This is a genomic window from Acinetobacter ihumii (assembly GCF_900625095.1).
GTDB lineage: Bacteria > Pseudomonadota > Gammaproteobacteria > Pseudomonadales > Moraxellaceae > Acinetobacter > Acinetobacter ihumii.
In genome coordinates this window covers 2,287,516-2,306,797 of the sequence record NZ_LR130760.1, presented here as the reverse complement: position 1 = coordinate 2,306,797, position 19,282 = coordinate 2,287,516, and the positions used below count along the sequence as shown (strand labels likewise).

Here is a 19,282-nt window from a genome sequence, read left to right as displayed (position 1 = left end):
ATGCATCTAAACGACACCCTAAAAGTTAGAGAATGATTGTCTAACTATTAGGGTGTTTTTTCACATGCCGAATTCTTTCCAAAGTGCTTCAATCTGTGGGGCGGTTTGCATACCCACCGCTTTAAAACCATTGGAGAAAAATAAGGTCGGTGTACCTTCCACACCCAATTTTTGCCCCAATTGCAAATTTCGTTCAATTGGATTTGGGCAAGCGGCGATGGTCTGCGGCACAATTCCTTTTTGAATCAAATTATGCCAAGCAAAAGCAGGATTAGGCTGACACCAGATTTGTTTAGACGCTTGAATCGACTGATTTCGAATTGGATAAATAAAGGTATAAATGGTGACATTGGTCAGCTGATTAAGCTGATTTTCTAGTTGCTTACAATAAGGACAATTTGGATCTGAAAATACCGCAATTTGGCGTCTGCCATTGCCTTTCACCGTTTTTATCGCATCTTGTAACGGCAGTTTTTTCCAGTCAATGTGCTGCTGTTTCATGACTAAATCTTTGGTGAGATTACGCTGATCTTTGAGACGGAGCATCGATCCAACCAATATATATTCGGCATTTTCTCCAATATAAACAATTTGATTGTCTAAACTTGCACTATAGATTCCAGACATTTCAGTCTGCTGAATGTTGTCTATGCGCAGGTTGGGATATTTTTGTTTAAGTTGAGCCTGCACACTTTCTACACTGGCTTGACTTGAACAAGCCAAGATACTGAGCCATAACAATAACCATAACTTATTCATTCAGTAAGACTCAAAACAGATTGAAGATTGATATTGTAAAAGAAACTAACATGGCGTCTGTTATAATTTCTTTGATTCGCCAACCATAGTGGATGTTTCACGTGGAACGTTTTGACTATAAGCCCGCTTTAATATGGATTATGCCTTCGTGAATGAGACTTCAGGTCATCGTTCGACCTGATTAAATTCGACTGTAACTTTAAGTCCCCTAAGTCGCTCCGAAGCTTCCATTCGCATGCGGGCATTAATCATGTTGAGTGCAGATTGTACAATTGAAAGACCTAAACCACTGCCACTTGCCAGATGTTGAGTCGCTTCCAGTCGAACAAAACGTTGCAAAACTTGTTGATGTTGTTCATACGCAATCCCCGGTCCGCTGTCATGAATTTCAATCACGCCATGATGTTCAGTTTGATAGAGTTTAATCAGAAGCTCACCATGCTCTGGACTGTATTTAATCGCATTGTCCATTAAATTAATTAATATGCTTTCAAGGGTATGACTGGTTGCCATGACATACAGGTATTCGTTTTGCTGTTGAATATCAACGTGTAATTGAATCTGTTTTTTTGTTGTACTTGCCAATAATTGACTTAAACTACGGCGGGTATAATCCACGAGATTTAAAACTTGTAAGGGTTCATTTTGCTGGATTTCTTGATGGGCAAGCGACATCAGTTGTTCAACCAAATGCGTCATTCGCTGTAGACTATTTTCCAAATCTGTTAGATTTTCCTGATAGGCGTGGCTGTGGCGCGATGTTTTCAGAAGTAAGGCACTTTGCAGATTTAACGCCGTTAATGGCGTTCTCAATTCATGTGCCGCATTAGCAACAAAGATTTGCTGCTGTTGCTGCGCTTTTTGAATACGCTGAAACAGGTCATTTAATTCATTAATGGCAGGGGTAATTTCTAAAGGTAAATCTTTAATTTTAATTTCTGACAAATCATGATAATCCCGTTGTGCAAAAGCAGTACTTAATTCATGTAATGACCTTAAATGATGACGAATCAGCCGATAAACACCAAATACGGCAAATGGCATAAAAAAGATATAAGGAATCAGCATACTAAAAGCCAATTCCTCAGCCAAATGACGGCGTACCTTAATCAATTGACTAATTTGAATTTGTTTATCCGGTAAAGGTAAAACATAAATTTTTAACTCACCACGTGACGTTTTATGTTGGGAAAAGTGTGCCGATTGGGCATAAGGCAAAATATAGTTATGTTGCCGACTGAGTTGCTTTAAGCCTTCACGCGGAACAATATCAATAAAAATATCAGTTTCATCATATTTTTCAGTGGGATCAAAATTGGACAAACGATTGGAAAGATTATTTTTATCCAAAAAATTGGCCATTTCCTGCATCTGCCGATCAATGACTTCCTGTGATTCTTCAAGCGCGATACGATACGCCGAGATTCCAATTAAAACCAATAACAGAATACTAAAAATGGTCACACTCCACGACATGCGCGTACTGAGTGACTGCCTACGATACACATGCCAAAGTTTCATGATCCAATTCGACATGTGCTGTATCCTCATTTATTTTTTGGGTTCTGCTATTTTTTCGTTTCTATACAATAACCCAGACCACGGACAGTTCGAATAAAGTCTTTCCCCAGCTTATGGCGTAAATTATGAATATGCACTTCAATGGTATTGCTGTTCACTTCTGCATCCCAATCATAAAGTTTTTGTTCCAGTATTTGCCTTGAAAAAATTTGATTGGGATACATCATCATCGGTTCTAAAATTGCCCATTCTTTGCTGGACAGCTCAATTTTTTTACTGCCTTTCATCACTCGGTGAGTGCTGGGAAATAGCTGAATATTGCCGATTTTAAAACTTAACTCTTGTTGCATATCATAAAATTGCCCACGCCGTAATACCGACTCAATTCGCGCAATCAACTCATCAAAATGATAAGGTTTAACAACATAATCATCGGCACCCGATTTTAAACCTAAAATTTTATCCTTACTTTGGTCACGGGCACTGATAATAATCACCCCCATTTTATTTAAGTCGGCTTTTTTACGGATATGTTTCAGAACTTCTAATCCATCCAGTTCAGGCAAACCCAAATCAAGCAATACAATGTGATAGGTTTGTGTAAAGAGATAATCCAATGCTTGTAGGCCAGTTTGGGCCCAATCGACCGCAAACTTCTGATGTTGTAACAATTGCCAAGTCGATTTGCCAATCATGAGATCATCTTCAATATACAAAATACGAATCACGTTAAATATTTCCTTTGCACTGCGCAAGCATATCCAGTCGTGGATCAATCACCTGAGTTTGAATATTTAATAAACTCAAAACGGTAGGGAATAAATTATCCTGACCAACAGTCGCATTGGTTTGTCGGTTTAAACAGCTACGAATTTGAGTTTGCTGTGGCCATTGCGGTGAAAACCAGAATATCATCGGGATATGAGTTTGTTGTTTTGGTGCCATAAAATAAGGTGTTCCATGTAAATACAATCCGTTTTCACCCGTAGACTCGCCATGATCTGACAAATAAACCAGACTGGTCGGCATCTTCAATTGTTCTAACCAGCTCACCGTGCTTGCGAGAACATGATCTGTATATAAAATCGTATTATCGTAGGTATTAATCAAGCGTTGATGATCACAATTTTGAATATTATTGGTTTCACACACTGGCAGGAAGCGCTTAAATTCTTCAGGATAACGCTTATAGTACGCAGGACCGTGACTGCCTATCTGATGCAAAACAATCAATTGATTCTGCTGAAGGTGCTTTAAATCCAGTGTCGACATATAATCCTTTAAGGCGACTAACAAGACTTCATCACGACATTCACCATGGTCACACCACGCCTGATAACGCGCGTCGTCTTTGGGAGAAATATAATGTTTAATTCGGTCACAGGTCCCTTTACAACCTGAATTATTATCAATCCAAGTGACTTGATACCCTGCGCGCTGTGCAATATCCAGCAATCCTTCACGATGCGACGCCAATGACTCATTGTATTGTTTACGTGGCATGCCTGAAAACATACATGGTACAGAAACTGAGGTCTGTGTTCCGCAGGAAGCTGCCTGCGTAAAATTAATGATATCCAGTTGACTGAGTTCAGGATTGGTCTGCTTGGAATAACCATTTAAACTAAAATTCTCAGCTCTGGCGGTTTCTCCGACCACCAGCACCATAATACTGGCAGGTGTATGCGTTGAACGAACCACCTGATGAGCATCCTGACCATATGCAAGCAATGATTGATCGACATGATTGATATTTTTATGCGCATAACTCCAACTACTGGCTAAAATATTCAAAGGTGAAATTTGTGCCTTGAGTTCGCGATGCTCCCGAAAAATTGGAGCATACTGGCTATAAAATGAAAACAAGCCCAATCCCACCACAAAAAGTGACACAATGACATTTGAACACTTATTCAGCAGCAAAGATCGAATATTTTTTTCAGGTTTTATCTCAACAAAATATAAAGCCAAAAGGGGCAATAACACCGTTTGAAACATCCACAGCAGAAACGGTCGAGAGAGTAAATCCATTGCTTCATAGAAATTGGTTTGTGCAATGTTTTGCATTTGGACTGGGCTGACATCGACACCCAATTGATTGACAAAATAAGAAGTCATTCCGGTTAGAATAATTAAAACCACACTGATGGCTTTGGCCGAATAACGCCAGCTTAAAATTTGCAAAACAAAGAAATAAAACCCACAAATAATTAAAAATGTCACAAAAGCAAAGGAATATTTCATCATTCCAGAAAATGAACCCAGTGACATCAGATGATTATAGAAACTAAAATTACTGAAACTCGCCAGCCAACAGGCAACAATTAAATTAAACACACGAAGTGAAACGGAGATTTTTTTTACAGCAGGCAGGCTAATCATGTCGGTCATCTGCAAGATAGGATGAAGATGACCTATTTAAAAACCTGAACATTAAGAATGGATTAGGTTTTTTTGTTATAAAAATCAAATATTAAGACTATTTTTGAATTTTTCTAATATTTAAGTAGATGTTTTTAAGACTGTTCCCCATTTCAATCGCTTTAGCTGCCCGAATCTAGAAAACAAATAGCAAATCAACCAGCACCACCAAGCTGCCCAAAGGTTATGACTGAGAAAATGTGCGCCTCGCAACATTTGCACCGCACTCATACTGATGCCCATCACTAAAGCCAGACATAACCCAAATCGTGCCAATGTTGGATAATATGGGCGATAGGCAAAATATAAAATAAATAGTGAAAATCCAGCAGAAGCATGACCACCGGGAAAGCATTTGCCTAAACCATGAATCGGTTTGTTCCAGTTAAATTGTGAACCACTGACTTCAAGCATTGACCAAGGACAAGCATGTATAGAATGTGATTTAAGCAGCCCCACCACTGAAACTGAAAGCAGCATGCCGAGTACAACACGCCCCGAAATCCCACGCAAAACAGAAGAAGATTTTTGAAAACTCAGACAAAGAAAAATCACAAAATGAATCAAAGCGATCGTGATCACGATATATTTTAATAACTCATGTCCAATACGAACCAATAGCCAGTTTTCACGTAAATAATAGCCTGACCCATCCACCCAAGGCGCACTCAACCCCTGATCGACCAGACCTGCAACAGGTATAAAATAGATTAAAATCAATGCGGAACAGAGTAATAAAGCAAGATTGACATAGTCAAAACAAGACAGGCTACGATTCATTTTAGATCAATCGACTCAAAATAAATCACAGCCTAAGCACAGAAAATTAAGGTTTTCTTAGAAAATAGCTCGATTATTTACCAATACAAAATGACCCAAAAATCTTGCCAAGCAAATCATCCGCACTAAAGTCCCCCGTAATTTCACCCAACGCGTTTTGTGCCAAACGTAAAGATTCAGCCACTAACTCACCGGCATTGAACACCACAAGCTGCTCACGTGCTTCATCCAGATAGTGCTGAGTGCGCTTCATTGCGTCTAAATGACGCGTTCTGGCAATAAAGGTGTCTTCCTCAGGTTGAAAGCCTGCATGCGCTGTAATCGCCTCTATCAGTGTTTGAACGCCAATGTCCTGTTTGGCCGAAAGCGAGAGATGCCGAAAGCCTTGATATTCATTCAACTGTGCAGTTTGATCGAGCAAATCGCATTTATTACCAATTAAAATTAAACGTTGAGGTTCCAGATGGTCTTTAAAATATCCCTGCGCAAGTTGTAAAGGATCATCCCCTTGAGTTAAGTCATAGACCAATAACAACAAATCAGCCTGTTCAATTTCCTGAATCGCGCGGCGGATCCCTTCTTTTTCTACGACATCGCCTGTTTCGCGTAAGCCTGCGGTATCCGTCAACGTAATAGGCAAACCATTTAAGCTAATTTTTTCATGCAGCACATCTCGCGTCGTCCCTGCAATATCGGTCACAATGGCACGCTCATTGCCTGACAAAGCATTCAATAGACTTGATTTACCCGCATTGGGCTTACCTGCAATCACCACCTGCAAGCCTTCACGCAGTAGCTGACCTTGTCGTGCCGATTGTTGCACCGCTTGGACTGAGCGTTTCACCTCATCCAGTAAAGCTAAAATTTTACCATCTGCCAGAAAATCAATTTCTTCTTCTGGGAAATCAATGGCAGCTTCAACATGTAAACGCAAATGAATGAGCTGTTCTAAAACGGTATTAATTTTAGTTGAAAAAGCCCCTTGTAAGGAACGAACCGCAGAACGCGCAGCGGCCTGTGAGGTCGCATCAATCAAATCTGCAATGGCTTCCGCCTGTACCAGATCCAGTTTGCCATTTTCAAAGGCGCGCATGGAAAACTCACCTGCTTGAGCAGCTTTAGCTCCCAATTCAAATAAACGTCCCAAGATTGCATTTTGAATGACGGGTCCACCATGTCCCTGCAATTCCACCACATCTTCACCCGTAAAGGAGTGTGGGTTTGGAAAACACAATAGCAAACCTTCATCCATGACCTCACCAGTTGCATCATAAAACTGGCGAAAACCAGCCATACGCGGTTCAGGTAAGCTTTTTCCAGTCAATGTCTGTGCAATGCTAAATGCCTGAGGACCAGAAAGACGAATCACCCCGACACCACCACGTCCGGGAGGGGTCGCAATTGCGGTGATAGTAGGGATATGTATCTGCATAACAAGCGCCTAAACAGTGCAAAATGAGGAAATAAAAAATCCGCTCAAGATTATCATCTTAAGCGGATTTTATCAGCTCTTATGCACTACAAAAGGCTTAAGAACTCACTTCTGGTGTTACCGCACGGTTTTTCTCAACATTTTTGTTGATAAACCATTGTTGAAGAATGGTGATACTGTTGTTGACAATCCAGTACAACACCAGACCTGACGGGAAGAACAACATAAATACAGTGAAAATAATCGGCATAATGCGGAATACTTTCGCCTGCATTGGATCAGCAGGTTGTGGATTCAACATTTGCTGGATGAACATGGTCGCACCCATCAACAACGGCAAGATAAACCATGGATCCATCGCGGACAAGTCTTGAATCCAGAGCATCCAGGGTGCATGACGCAATTCCACACTTTCCATGAGTACCCAATACAAGGCAAGGAAAATCGGCATTTGTAGCAACAGCGGTAAACAACCTGAAAGTGGATTAACCTGCTCACGTTTGTAAAGCGCCATCATTTCCTGAGAAAAACGCATGCGGTCTTCACCAAACTCTTCTTTCATGCGCTGCATTTCAGGCGCAATCACACGCATTTTCGCCATCGAACGATAACTTTTTGAAGACAGTGGCCACAGAATTAACTTCACCAAAATCGTCAACAGAATAATTGACCAGCCCCAGTTACCCACGATGTTATGGAAAAATTGCAAGCCAAGGAACAATAATTTCGCAATCGGCCACAACCAGCCATAGTCAACCGTCTGGTTTAAACCTACCGCTAGATCTTTCAGTTCAGACTGGATTTTTGGCCCAGAATAGAACGTCGCATCCACGGTCATGGTTTTACCCGCAGGCACATTAATGGTTGGCGAGGTAAAGCCAATAATATTCATGTTATCGGCAGATTTGCGTGATTCCAGTTTCGCCGTATAGGCCTGATCACCAAAATGACCCGGAATCCAAGCACTGACGAAATAATGCTGCACCATGGCAACCCAGCCACCTTTAGCATCAACACTTAATTTTTCATCAGAAAAATTGGCAAATTTTAGCTTGTTGTAATGTTCATCAGGTGTTCCCCATGCGCCGCCCAAAAAGGTGCCTAGCGTGAAAATCCCCTGATCGGACTTACCCGGATCTTCTGAATTATCACGTTTGATCTGACCAAACATTTGACCTTGCCAGTTTTGTGCGCTTCGGTTCACGACCTGATAGCTGACCACCACAGGATAGTCACCCTGCTTAAAGCTAAAACGTTTGATAATTTCAACGCCATCAGCCGTTTTGTAAACCATTGGCACAGTCAGAACTTTTTCAGCTTTACCGTCTTTGTTCTGGGTGCTCTGCGCATCCGCTAAGGTATAAGTCGCTTTTTCAACTTCATATTGTGGACGACCCTGACGACTGCTGTCTGGACCATTCAATCCAATCAGACCAGACTGCGCCACATACGTCCGTTTTGGATCGCTTTCCAGCATCACAAAAGGCTGGTCACTATTTTTGTCTTTATCATGATTGAGTAATTCAATACGAACAATATCACCACCTTTAGGATTGATCCAAAGATGATAAAGGTCAGTTTGTACTGAAATAAGCTGTTGATTCGCAGATGCAGTTGCATCTGTCACCGGTTGCGTCGCAATATTTGCCTGAGGAACATCCGTCGATGTCGCCGCAGTTTGGCTATTTGGCAGATCAGCAGAGACTTCCTGAGACACCACCGCAGCAGGTGCAGCTTGTGTCGTTGGAGTATTACTATGACCATAATCTTTTTGCCAAGCCAAGATAAGCAAATATGCTGTGACAAACATGGCTCCGAGAATCGCAAACCTGGCCCATTGTTGCATATCAATTATCCCAAGTGGTTAAAGTGGTTTTTGGTTCAATAAACGCTCACGAAAGGGTACAGTAACGCGAGGCTTTTGAGAATCTATTTGCTGAAATGAAATAAAACGAATTGCTTTGGCAGGTACAGGATCATAACCACTCCCGCCCCAAGGATGACATCGACAGACACGATAAAACGCCAATCCACTCCCTCGGATCGCCCCATGCTGATGAATGGCTTCCAGAGCATATTGAGAACAGGTCGGAATATATCGACAACGCGGTCCAAGCAAAGGGCTCAGGGCAATTTGATAAAAACGAATCAACCAATGCAGGATCAATACCATTGGTCATCTCTATTTTTTTAACGGGGAGGAGACAGTGTTTTGATGCTTTTGGGCAATACGATTTAGCTTACGCCAAGCAAATTGAAGCTGTTGAGTAAGTTCAGCATTGGATATTGTTTCAATACCTAATTTGGGCATTACGACAATATCGAGTACATCTAATTGTTGTTGATGTAAACGAAAGCTTTCACGAGCAAGTCGTTTTATTCGATTTCTTTCATGCGCACGGCGCACTTTTTTTTTGGCAACAACCAGTCCTAAACGGCTTTTATGCTGTTCAGACGGTTTTGCCAAAAACAAAAAATGGGGTTGATGCACTTTAAAAAGCGCACCATCAAATACGCTTTTAAAGTCAGCAGCACAGTGCAAACGTACATCTGTACCGAAGCAATAAAGTGCCATAACACCCGATCTAGCAGTAATAACTATTTAAAGGATTAAACAGTTAAGCTGTGACGACCTTTAGCACGACGGCGAGCCAATACTTGACGACCAGCTTTAGTTGCCATACGAGCACGGAAACCATGAACGCGTTTACGCTTTAATTCAGAGGGTTGAAAAGTACGTTTCATATCGAAACTCCCAAATATGATCTTTCTGTAAAGGTTCGCGATTTTATTGTGCTAATGCTTCTATGTCAATCAAAAACCAGAAAGTTTACATTTTATTCAGTGAAATGTTGCCTAGAAACTATGGACCACGATCAAAGCAGATTCCATCAAACAAAAATTATACACAAGATAAAGTCTTATATTTACGCTTGTTTTTAAACTATACACAGCTTATTCTTAGGTTTATCAACAGCTTTAGACTTTATAAGCATCGATTGCTCGGGATTTGAATTTAAATTCATATCTCGTTAAATTATCCACAGCACATGCCGCACTATTAAATAAATTCAAATTTATAAATTTAAATTTATTGTTATTAGGATGCTTTTTTTCTGTGGAAACTGGGATTTTAAATTTAAAAATCATAAAATTATGTTGTGAATAACTATGGTTTTAAAACAATGAAAGATTGTGGATAACTTGATGTTTTAAACTATCCACAGCTTGTGGTTAAGTTTATCCACAATTGATTTTGAATTTAAATTTAAGTCACGAGCGTGTTCTTTTTGAACAAACCCTCGGTTTCTTTCATGACAGATGTGGATAACTTGGTTAGAATGGCGACCCCTTTACTTGGCAAAGGGATGGTTTTGAATTTAAAAAATAGGGGAATCACATGCTTTGGACGGACTGCTTAACTCGCTTGCGACAAGAGCTCTCTGATAATGTCTTTGCAATGTGGATCCGTCCTTTAGTTGCTGAGGAGGCAGAGGGGACGCTACGTCTATATGCGCCAAATCCGTATTGGACGCGTTATATTCAGGAACATCATCTCGAATTGATTTGCATTTTAGCGGAACAGTTGTCTGAAGGTCGCGTCCGTCAAGTGGATATCTTGGTCGATTCACGTCCGGGTGCCATTTTATCCCCAGCCGAACAACCTGCTACCACGACCGCAGCCTTGGAGAGCGTCGTAGCTCCAATCCGAATCAAAAAAGAACCTGCTGAAGCAGCAGCATCGAGCAGCAAAAATTTAAATTCAAAAAAACGCTTACTTAATCCTTTATTTACTTTTTCCCTGTTTGTTGAAGGTCGTTCTAATCAAATGGCGGCAGAGACTTGCCGAAAAGTACTCACTCAATTGGGAGCTTCACAGCATAATCCTTTATTTTTATATGGGCCGACAGGTCTCGGTAAAACTCATTTAATGCAAGCGGTCGGCAATGCGCTGTTGCAAGCCAAACCCAATGCACGTGTCATGTATATGACCGCTGAAAGTTTTGTACAAGATTTTGTATCCTCTTTACAAAAGGGCAAAGTTGAAGAGTTTAAGAAAAACTGTCGATCATTGGATTTACTGTTGGTGGATGACATTCACTTATTGGCCGGTAAAGAAGCCAGTCTGGTCGAATTTTTTTATACTTTTAATGCGTTACTCGATGAATCCAAACAAATTATTCTGACCTCTGATCGTTATCCCAAAGAGTTGACTGAACTGGATCCGCGTTTGGTTTCGCGTTTTTCCTGGGGGCTTTCCGTTGGGGTTGAGCCGCCTGATATTGAAACACGTATCGAGATTTTACTGAAAAAAGCGGAAAACAGTGGCGTGGATTTACCTCGCAATTGTGCGTTATTTATTGCTCAACAAGTGGTTGCCAATGTACGTGAACTGGAAGGTGCTTTAAATAAAGTGGTCGCCATTGCTCGTTTTAAAGGCTCACAAATTGATCTGGACGTGGTTCGCGAATCACTTAAAGATGTGCTTGCCATACGTGCGCGTACCATTAGTGTGGAAAATATTCAGCGTGTGGTCAGTGAATATTTCCGTATTCCACTGAAAGAGTTAATTGGACCCAAACGTACCCGAATTTACGCACGTCCAAGGCAACTGGCAATGGGATTGGCGCGAGAACTCACTGGAGATAGCTTTCCTGAAATTGGCATGGCTTTTGGGGGACGTGACCACAGTACAGTGATGCATGCCTGTGAAAAAGTACAAAGTTTAAAAGATGAAGATCCGATCTTTAACGAAGATTATAAAAACTTGCTACGCTTGCTGCAAAGTTAACTCGAGGCTGTTGCAAAGTCGTATTAACTGACGCATAGTACACAGCTAAAAAATGAAATAATTGCCTTTAGTTGTGAGAGGAATGAATTGTGCGTTTGAAAATCGCTAAAGAAAGTTTAGTCAATGTTCTGTCCCATGTCGTTGGAGCGGTGGAACGTCGTCATACCTTAAATATTCTTTCAAACGTTAAAATTCAGGCGACTGATCAAGCCTTAACCATTACAGGTTCTGATTTGGAAGTCGAGCTGGTTGCCAGCACCACATTATCCGAAGGAGCCTGTTTGCAAGCAGGCGAAACCACTGTTCCTGCGCGTAAACTAATGGATATTTGTAAATCATTGCCGTCAGCGGCTTTGGTTGATTTACAAATTACTGAAGATCAGCGTTGTATTTTAAAATCAGGCAACAGTCGCTTTGTGTTAGGCACCTTGCCAGCCGAAGATTATCCCTTGCTGAATACTGAAAATAGTCAGGGCACACAAGTTCAGGTCACGCAACGAGAACTCAAACGTTTATTTGAAAAAACTGCTTTCGCGATGGCGGTTCAGGATGTGCGTTTTTATTTAACCGGAACTTTACTGGAAATTGATGAAAATCAACTCCGTGCGGTCACTACAGACGGACACCGTTTGGCGTTATGTGAAGTGTTGGCATCATCGAATGCTACGCAACTGGTACAGGCGATTGTGCCGCGTAAAGCAGTTGGGGAATTGCAACGCCTCCTCAGTATTGAAGATGAGCAACTCAGTTTGTTGATTGGTCGTGAGCTATTGAATGTCACGATTAAAACGCCAAGTCGTGATAAAGAGCAAGGTGAAATCACAGTGCGTTTCACCACCAAATTGATTGATGGTAAATTTCCAGATTATCGCCGTGTGATTCCACGCGGGGGCGATAAACAGGCCCAGATTGCGCATGATGTCTTTAAGCAATCCTTACAGCGCGTTGCAATTTTAAGTAACGAAAAATTACGGGGTGTTTTCCTCACCTTCAATCCAGATGTGTTACAGCTTCGTGCCAATAACCCTGAACAAGATGAAGCGATTGAAGATCTTGCAATTCAATATCAAAATGCCTCGATGGAAATGTCGTTTAATGCGCAATATCTGCTCGACGTTTTGAATGTGCTGGATGGAGATGATGTCAGTATGACCATGTCTGAAGCCAATCAGTCGGTATTGGTTCAAGATCCAGCGCAGAGTGACCAGACTTATGTCGTAATGCCAATGCGCGTATAGATTCGATCATTTTATGCAAATTACACGTTTAAACATCGAGCGTGTGCGCAATTTAACAACGGTTGCACTCTCTGGGTTGCAGCCGTTTAATGTTTTTTTTGGTGCCAATGGTTCAGGGAAAACCTCAGTACTTGAAGCAATTCATTTACTGTCAACAGGTCGTTCTTTCCGTACTTATACGCCTAAACACTATATTCAGCAGGGCATGCAGGACGCTATTGTATTTGCACAGTCAGACACTGAAAAAGTCGGCATGCGTAAAATGGCAACCGGCGAACAATTAATTAAGGTCAACGGTGATCCCGTGGCTACTCAGGGTCAATTGGCCAAATTATTGCCTCTTCAACTGCTCGATCCACAAAGTTCAGATATTATTGATCAGGGGGCTAAACCTCGCCGGCAAATGCTGGATTGGTTGTTGTTCCACGTGGAACCTGAGTTTTATCGCAATTGGCAGCAATATTCACGTGCGCTAAAACAGCGTAACAGCCTCCTTAAAAGCTCACGTCAAATATCCTTAAACGAACTCGAACCATGGAACCAGCTATTAGCACGCTACGGTGAAATGATGCACAATCAGCGCAGTTTGATCATTGAGCAATGGAACGTATTTTTTCAAAATGATTTAAAACAATTATTACCAGATTTAGAGATTGAACTAGAGTATCAGGCGGGCTTTCATCAAGAACAAGGCTTGCTGAATGACCTGATTCATTATCATGCCAAAGACGTGGAACGGCGTTATACCGAATATGGTCCACATCGTGCTGATTTGCGTTTAAAAACCGCATTGGGCGATGCGGATGATGTGCTATCTCGGGGGCAAAAAAAGCTCTTGATGATGGCTTTAAAACTATCACAGATTGCAATGTTACATGCGAGTAATAAGGAAACTGTGGTATTATTAGATGATTTGACAGCAGAATTAGACCATGCCGCACAGCGGCGATTAATTGAACGATTAAGCCAGTTAGGTAGTCAGGTTTTTATGACCACTTTAGATCAACAGTCGGTACAACAGCACCTGCAAGATCTGGCGGTTTCTTATCAATTGTTCAATGTGGAACATGGTCAGGTTCGTGCTGTCCCCATTTGATTTTTTCCCCGCTGGGGATCGATCCATAATTTGCTAGGGAGAAACCATGAGTTCAGAGTCTCAATCTGCCTCTCCAACAGAACAATCAAACGAAAAGGCATATGATTCCTCTAGTATCAAGGTATTGCGTGGTTTGGATGCGGTGCGTAAGCGTCCAGGCATGTATATCGGTGATACAGATGATGGGACAGGCTTGCACCACATGGTTTTTGAGGTGGTTGATAATGCAATCGATGAAGCCTTGGCAGGTCATTGTGATGAGATTATTGTCACCATTCACGAAGATGAATCGGTCAGTGTCTCTGACAATGGTCGTGGTATTCCTACAGATATTCACCCTGAAGAAGGGGTGTCTGCCGCAGAAGTGATTTTGACCATTTTGCATGCTGGCGGTAAGTTTGATGACAATAGTTATAAAGTTTCAGGTGGTCTACACGGCGTAGGTGTGTCGGTGGTCAATGCGCTTTCTAGCAAATTGCAGCTCACGATTCATCGTGCGGGTCAAATCCATGAGCAGGAATATCATCATGGTGATCCGCAATACAAATTGCGTGTGGTGGGTGAAACCGATACCACAGGAACCACGGTGCGTTTTTGGCCAAGTGCAGATACCTTTAGTCAAACGATTTTCCACGTGGAGATTTTAGCACGCCGTTTACGTGAGTTGTCATTCTTGAACGCAGGCGTAAAAATTATTCTGCGTGATGAACGGGTTAATCTGGAACATATTTACAACTATGTGGGTGGTTTGTCTGAGTTTGTCAAATACATCAACGAAGGTAAAACCCATCTGAATGATATTTTCCACTTTACCATGGATGCGGATAATGGTATTGGCGTTGAAGTCGCATTACAGTGGAACGATAGCTATCAGGAAAATGTACGCTGCTTTACCAACAATATTCCGCAAAAAGATGGCGGTACGCACCTTGCAGGTTTCCGTGCGGCACTGACCCGTGGCTTAAACAGCTACATGGAAAATGAAAGCTTACTGAAAAAAGAAAAAGTGGCAGTAACGGGTGATGATGCGCGTGAGGGTTTAACCGCGATTATTTCAGTCAAAGTACCAGATCCGAAGTTTTCTTCACAGACCAAAGAAAAATTGGTGTCGAGTGAAGTGAAACCTGCGGTCGAACAGGCCATGAATAAAGAGTTTTCAGCTTATCTACTGGAAAATCCGCAAGCTGCCAAATCGATTGCAGGCAAGATTATTGATGCAGCACGTGCGCGTGATGCAGCGCGTAAAGCCCGTGAAATGACGCGTCGTAAGAGTGCATTGGATATTGCAGGTTTACCAGGTAAATTGGCAGATTGTCAGGAAAAAGATCCTGCATTGTCTGAGCTTTATCTGGTCGAGGGTGACTCCGCGGGCGGAAGTGCCAAGCAAGGACGTAACCGTAAAATGCAGGCGATTTTACCGCTTAAAGGTAAAATTCTGAACGTGGAACGTGCGCGTTTTGACAAGATGATTTCCAGTCAAGAAGTCGGCACGCTGATTACCGCACTGGGTTGTGGGATTGGCCGTGAAGAATATAACCCTGACAAATTGCGTTATCACAAAATCATCATCATGACCGATGCCGATGTCGATGGTTCACATATCCGAACGTTATTGTTGACCTTCTTCTTCCGTCAAATGCCAGAACTGGTCGAACGTGGGCATATTTATATTGCTCAACCGCCGCTGTATAAGCTGAAAAAAGGCAAGCAAGAGCTCTATATCAAGGATAATGATGCGTTGGAAAGCTTCCTGATTTCCAATGCCATTGATGATCTGGAATTGCATATCAGTGCCGATGCACCTGCCATTAATGGCGAAGCTTTGGCAAAAGTGATCGAAGATTATCAAGTGTCGCAAAAAAGCTTACAACGTCTGACTCAGCGTTATCCTGCGAGTTTGCTTGATGCGTTGTTGGAAGTTGAGCCGTTTAAGGCAGATCAAAGTCAGGATCGTCCTTATGTGGAACAGTGGGCTGAACAGTTACGCGCAACCATTGAAAAATTACAGCCAAGTTTACGTCCAGAAATGAGTCTGGAAAGCTTTGAACGTGAAACCCCAACGGGTGAAAAGTCAATTCATTGCTGGCCACGCATGACGGTGTATGTACATAACTTGCCGCATCATTATTTGTTAGATGCAGGCTTGCTCAATTCTGCTGAATACGCACGTTTACTGAAAAACTCCAAGAGCTGGTTTAAGCTAGTGGAAGAAGGCGCGTATTTGCAGAAAGGCGAGCGCAAAATCAATGTCAGTAATTTCCATCAGGTTTGGCAGCAAATCTTGCAGGATTCACGCCGTGGCATGATGATTCAGCGTTACAAAGGTTTGGGTGAGATGAATGCCGATCAGCTTTGGGAAACCACCATGGATCCTGAAAACCGTAATATGCTGCAAGTCACCATTGATGATGCGATTGAAGCAGATCGCATGTTTAGCTGTTTGATGGGCGATGATGTGGAACCACGTCGTGCATTTATTGAAGAAAATGCTTTGAATGCTGATATTGATGCCTAATCTGTATCAAGCCATATAAAAAAACAGGCGCATCAAGCGCCTGTTTTTTTGAATGTCCTTATTCAATACAACGTCCTGCGGCTGAAATTATTGCCATTGCTGAAACACTTGATCTGCTGTTTTATTCAAAACAACTTGATTACCCTGAATTTGTTGTACCCATTGCGTCGGAATATAATGATGCTGACCCTGTGCAGATTGATCATTTTTAGCCAGTTTAATCTTATCCTGACCTTCTAAATGATCTACTGTGCCGACATGTTGATGATCTGATCCAACCACTTCCGCATGATGTTGAATATCTTGTACATTGATAGTTGCCATGAGATTATCCCTCATATTTTCATGATGTTTCATGTTATTGACTTGATCTTGGTATCAAGTAGGCAAGTCAGTAAATCAAACTTAAAACAGCATCAGTGCTGTGCCTTAACTATTAGCCTAAGGATTTTTTTAAAGCGGTGTGCGGTGCTTCTGTAAGGCTTTACAGGTGTTTGATCAAAACATCAAGCGTTGATGGTGAGCTTTGTTAATTTATATTTTAATTTAAAATCAAGGTATTGAGTTTTGAATAAATTAAAAACTCAATAAAAAGAGAAGGCTATCTTTTTAAAATGATCTGATTAAAAAAAGTAGCTTGTAAGCTTAGGAAACGCAATGTGTCGGGCTGTAACGAAATACAGCCCAATAACTTGTCAATTAGATGGTTGAAATGCTTTCACACCGAGAATTAATCAAAAGAGCTTTCCAGTTCTTCTAGTTGCATCATCAGTTCCAAAAGTTGCTCTTCAGCTTGTTCCAGTTTTTGTTTCAGTTCAGTTTGTTCGTTCATCAGTTTAAGCAGATCATCTTTGCGATGGGCTTCATAGAGCGAGCTATCACCAAGTAATTCTTCAATTTCAGCTAAACGTGGCTGAAATTTTTCAATCTGGGCTTCACATTTTTCAATATTTTTACGAATCGGACGGGTTTGTTCACGGCGTTGTGCCGCTTCTTTGCGTAAGGCTTCTTTGTCCAGTTTCGAGGTCACAGGTGGAGCAGTCACTTCTGAAACAACCGGTGCAGCAGGTTGCTGACCTTTTTTAATCATTTCTGTACGGGCTTGACGCAACCAGTTGGCATAATCATTGAGATCACCATCAAAACTTTGGCTATGCCCATTGTGAACCAGAATCAACTCATCACAAACGCTGGCAATCAATTGACGTTCGTGTGAAACCAACACCACTGCACCTTCAAAATCCTGTAAGGCCATGGTTAAGGCATGACGCATATCGAGGTCTAAATGGTTGGTAGGTTCATCTAGAATCAATACATTCGGACGCTGCCAAACAATCAATGCCAAGGCCAAACGCGCCCTTTCACCCCCAGAAAAGCTTTCGCTCGGTGTGTCCATGCGTTCGCCACTAAAGCCAAAGCTGCCTAAAAAGGCGCGTAAGGTTGCATCACTGATTTTTTTATCAGCAATACGGGATAGTTGCAGCATTGGACTGGCATTGCCATCCAGTGCGTCCATTTGGTGTTGCGCAAAGTAGCCGATATTGAGTAATTCTGAGGCATAGCGTTGCCCTTGAATCAGCGGAAGATCCCCGACCAAAGATTTAATCAAGGTGGATTTTCCTGCGCCATTCATCCCCAATAGACCAATTCGGCTGGTGGGCGTGATTTGTAAATTGACATTGGTCACAATGAGTTTGCTGGCATAACCAATATCAGCATGTTCCAGTGCCAAAAGTGGAGAACTCATTTTACTTGGTTCACGAAAACTAAAAGTAAAAGGTGTATCGACATGGGCAGGCGCGAGTTCCTGCATCCGTTCCAGTTGCTTAATTCGACTTTGTGCCTGACGTGCTTTGGTGGCTTGTGCTTTAAATCGATCAATATATTTTTGCAAATGTGCGCGAGTTTCTTGCTGCTTTTCAAACGCTTGTTGCTGTTGAGCCAAGCGTTCGGCGCGTGTGGTTTCAAAGGTTGAATAATTACCGGTATAGAGCGTCAATTCTTGGTTTTCAATATGCAAAATATGATCGGTAATTGCATCTAAAAAATCACGGTCATGTGAAATCAGAACTAAAGTCCCTTCATAACTATTGAGCCAATCTTCCAGCCATAAAATTGCATCCAGATCCAAGTGGTTGGTTGGTTCATCCAGTAAGAGTAAATCTGAACGGCTCATCAAGGTTCGTGCCAGATTCAAGCGCATTCGCCAGCCCCCCGAGAAGCTGGAAACATCTAATTGTGATTGATGTTCAAAAAAGCCCAGACCTGCCATCAGTTGTGAGGCTTTGGCTGAAGCAGAATAGCCATTAATTTCATCAAAACGGCTGTAAAGATGCGCCAATTCATCATTACTGAGTTGTTCTGGATGTTCAAGCTGATGCTGAATGGTCCAGTATTCTTCATCTCCAGACAGCACAAAATCAATCGCCTTCATATCTAAGGCTTTAATTTCCTGTGCCATATGTGCCACTGTCCAGACATTTGGACGGCTTAAACTGCCGCTATCTGCTTCAATCTCACCCAGAAAGGCTGAAAATAAAGTGGATTTTCCTGCGCCATTGACTCCAGTTAATCCAATTTTCCAGCCCGGATGCAGTTGCATCGATGCTTTTTGAAATAAAACACGTCCGCCGCGGCGAATTGAAAACTGGTCAAGCTGGATCATGAAAATTGACACACACAGGATAAACAAAGGAGGCTATTTTAAAGTGTTGTGTCCCAGAAGACA

15 protein-coding genes and 1 pseudogene are annotated in these 19,282 nt (G+C 41.9%); 4 read left to right on the top strand and 12 right to left on the bottom strand.

The annotated features are described in order from the left end of the window. Positions 1 to 60: 60 nt before the first annotated feature. From E0D95_RS10820 to rpmH, 10 genes and pseudogenes are all read right to left on the bottom strand, one after another. The gene (locus E0D95_RS10820) at positions 61 to 759 is read right to left on the bottom strand and encodes a DsbC family protein (RefSeq protein ID WP_130803805.1); all 699 of its coding nucleotides are present in this window, start codon (positions 757 to 759) and stop codon (positions 61 to 63) included. 165 nt (positions 760 to 924) lie between these two features. Next, a complete protein-coding gene (locus tag E0D95_RS10815; protein ID WP_228258853.1) occupies positions 925 to 2,295 on the bottom strand; it encodes a sensor histidine kinase in 1,371 nt (456 codons plus the stop codon). Positions 2,296 to 2,327: 32 nt separating this feature from the next. Next, positions 2,328 to 3,008 (bottom strand): response regulator transcription factor, encoded by a 681-nt coding sequence (locus E0D95_RS10810; RefSeq protein ID WP_130803804.1) that lies wholly within the window; start codon positions 3,006 to 3,008, stop codon positions 2,328 to 2,330. A gap of 1 nt (position 3,009) precedes the next feature. Next, positions 3,010 to 4,662 (bottom strand): phosphoethanolamine transferase, encoded by a 1,653-nt coding sequence (locus E0D95_RS10805; protein WP_228258852.1) that lies wholly within the window; start codon positions 4,660 to 4,662, stop codon positions 3,010 to 3,012. A 120-nt stretch (positions 4,663 to 4,782) separates the two neighbouring features. Beyond that, complete coding sequence (locus E0D95_RS10800; RefSeq protein ID WP_130803802.1) at positions 4,783 to 5,481, bottom strand: phosphatase PAP2 family protein; 699 nt, start codon at positions 5,479 to 5,481, stop codon at positions 4,783 to 4,785. Positions 5,482 to 5,554: 73 nt separating this feature from the next. Next, positions 5,555 to 6,913: a tRNA uridine-5-carboxymethylaminomethyl(34) synthesis GTPase MnmE gene (mnmE, locus tag E0D95_RS10795; protein ID WP_130803801.1), complete on the bottom strand. Its 1,359-nt coding sequence runs from the start codon at positions 6,911 to 6,913 to the stop codon at positions 5,555 to 5,557. A gap of 97 nt (positions 6,914 to 7,010) precedes the next feature. Then, positions 7,011 to 8,759, bottom strand: coding sequence for a membrane protein insertase YidC (gene yidC / locus E0D95_RS10790; RefSeq protein ID WP_130803800.1), 1,749 nt, complete (start codon positions 8,757 to 8,759; stop codon positions 7,011 to 7,013). 5 nt (positions 8,760 to 8,764) lie between these two features. Then, positions 8,765 to 9,086, bottom strand: a pseudogene (gene yidD, locus E0D95_RS10785) (membrane protein insertion efficiency factor YidD). Positions 9,087 to 9,095: 9 nt separating this feature from the next. Next, entirely contained in the window at positions 9,096 to 9,488 is a 393-nt protein-coding gene (gene rnpA, locus E0D95_RS10780) for a ribonuclease P protein component (protein ID WP_130803798.1), read from the bottom strand. Between the two features lie 35 nt (positions 9,489 to 9,523). Then, positions 9,524 to 9,658 carry a 50S ribosomal protein L34 gene (rpmH, locus tag E0D95_RS10775; RefSeq protein WP_000831329.1) on the bottom strand — a complete coding sequence of 45 codons (135 nt, stop codon included), beginning with the start codon at positions 9,656 to 9,658 and terminating at the stop codon, positions 9,524 to 9,526. Positions 9,659 to 10,313: 655 nt separating this feature from the next. On the opposite strand from rpmH, the gene dnaA reads away from it, so the two are divergent. The 4 genes from dnaA (at position 10,314) to gyrB (ending at position 16,554) form a co-directional block, all read left to right on the top strand. Next, entirely contained in the window at positions 10,314 to 11,705 is a 1,392-nt protein-coding gene (gene dnaA / locus E0D95_RS10770) for a chromosomal replication initiator protein DnaA (RefSeq protein ID WP_130803797.1), read from the top strand. A gap of 89 nt (positions 11,706 to 11,794) precedes the next feature. Continuing rightward, a complete protein-coding gene (gene dnaN, locus E0D95_RS15865) occupies positions 11,795 to 12,943 on the top strand; it encodes a DNA polymerase III subunit beta (RefSeq protein WP_130803796.1) in 1,149 nt (382 codons plus the stop codon). A gap of 13 nt (positions 12,944 to 12,956) precedes the next feature. Next, positions 12,957 to 14,039 (top strand): DNA replication/repair protein RecF, encoded by a 1,083-nt coding sequence (gene recF, locus E0D95_RS10760; RefSeq protein ID WP_130803795.1) that lies wholly within the window; start codon positions 12,957 to 12,959, stop codon positions 14,037 to 14,039. A gap of 46 nt (positions 14,040 to 14,085) precedes the next feature. After that, entirely contained in the window at positions 14,086 to 16,554 is a 2,469-nt protein-coding gene (gene gyrB, locus E0D95_RS10755; protein WP_130803794.1) for a DNA topoisomerase (ATP-hydrolyzing) subunit B, read from the top strand. 87 nt (positions 16,555 to 16,641) lie between these two features. Here the strand turns inward: gyrB and E0D95_RS10750 are convergent, their stop codons facing one another. Together E0D95_RS10750 and E0D95_RS10745 are read right to left on the bottom strand one after the other, a co-directional pair. Continuing rightward, positions 16,642 to 16,878, bottom strand: coding sequence for a DUF2171 domain-containing protein (locus E0D95_RS10750; protein WP_130803793.1), 237 nt, complete (start codon positions 16,876 to 16,878; stop codon positions 16,642 to 16,644). A 406-nt stretch (positions 16,879 to 17,284) separates the two neighbouring features. Further along, entirely contained in the window at positions 17,285 to 19,219 is a 1,935-nt protein-coding gene (locus tag E0D95_RS10745; RefSeq protein WP_130803792.1) for an ATP-binding cassette domain-containing protein, read from the bottom strand. Between the last annotated feature and the right edge of the window lie 63 nt (positions 19,220 to 19,282).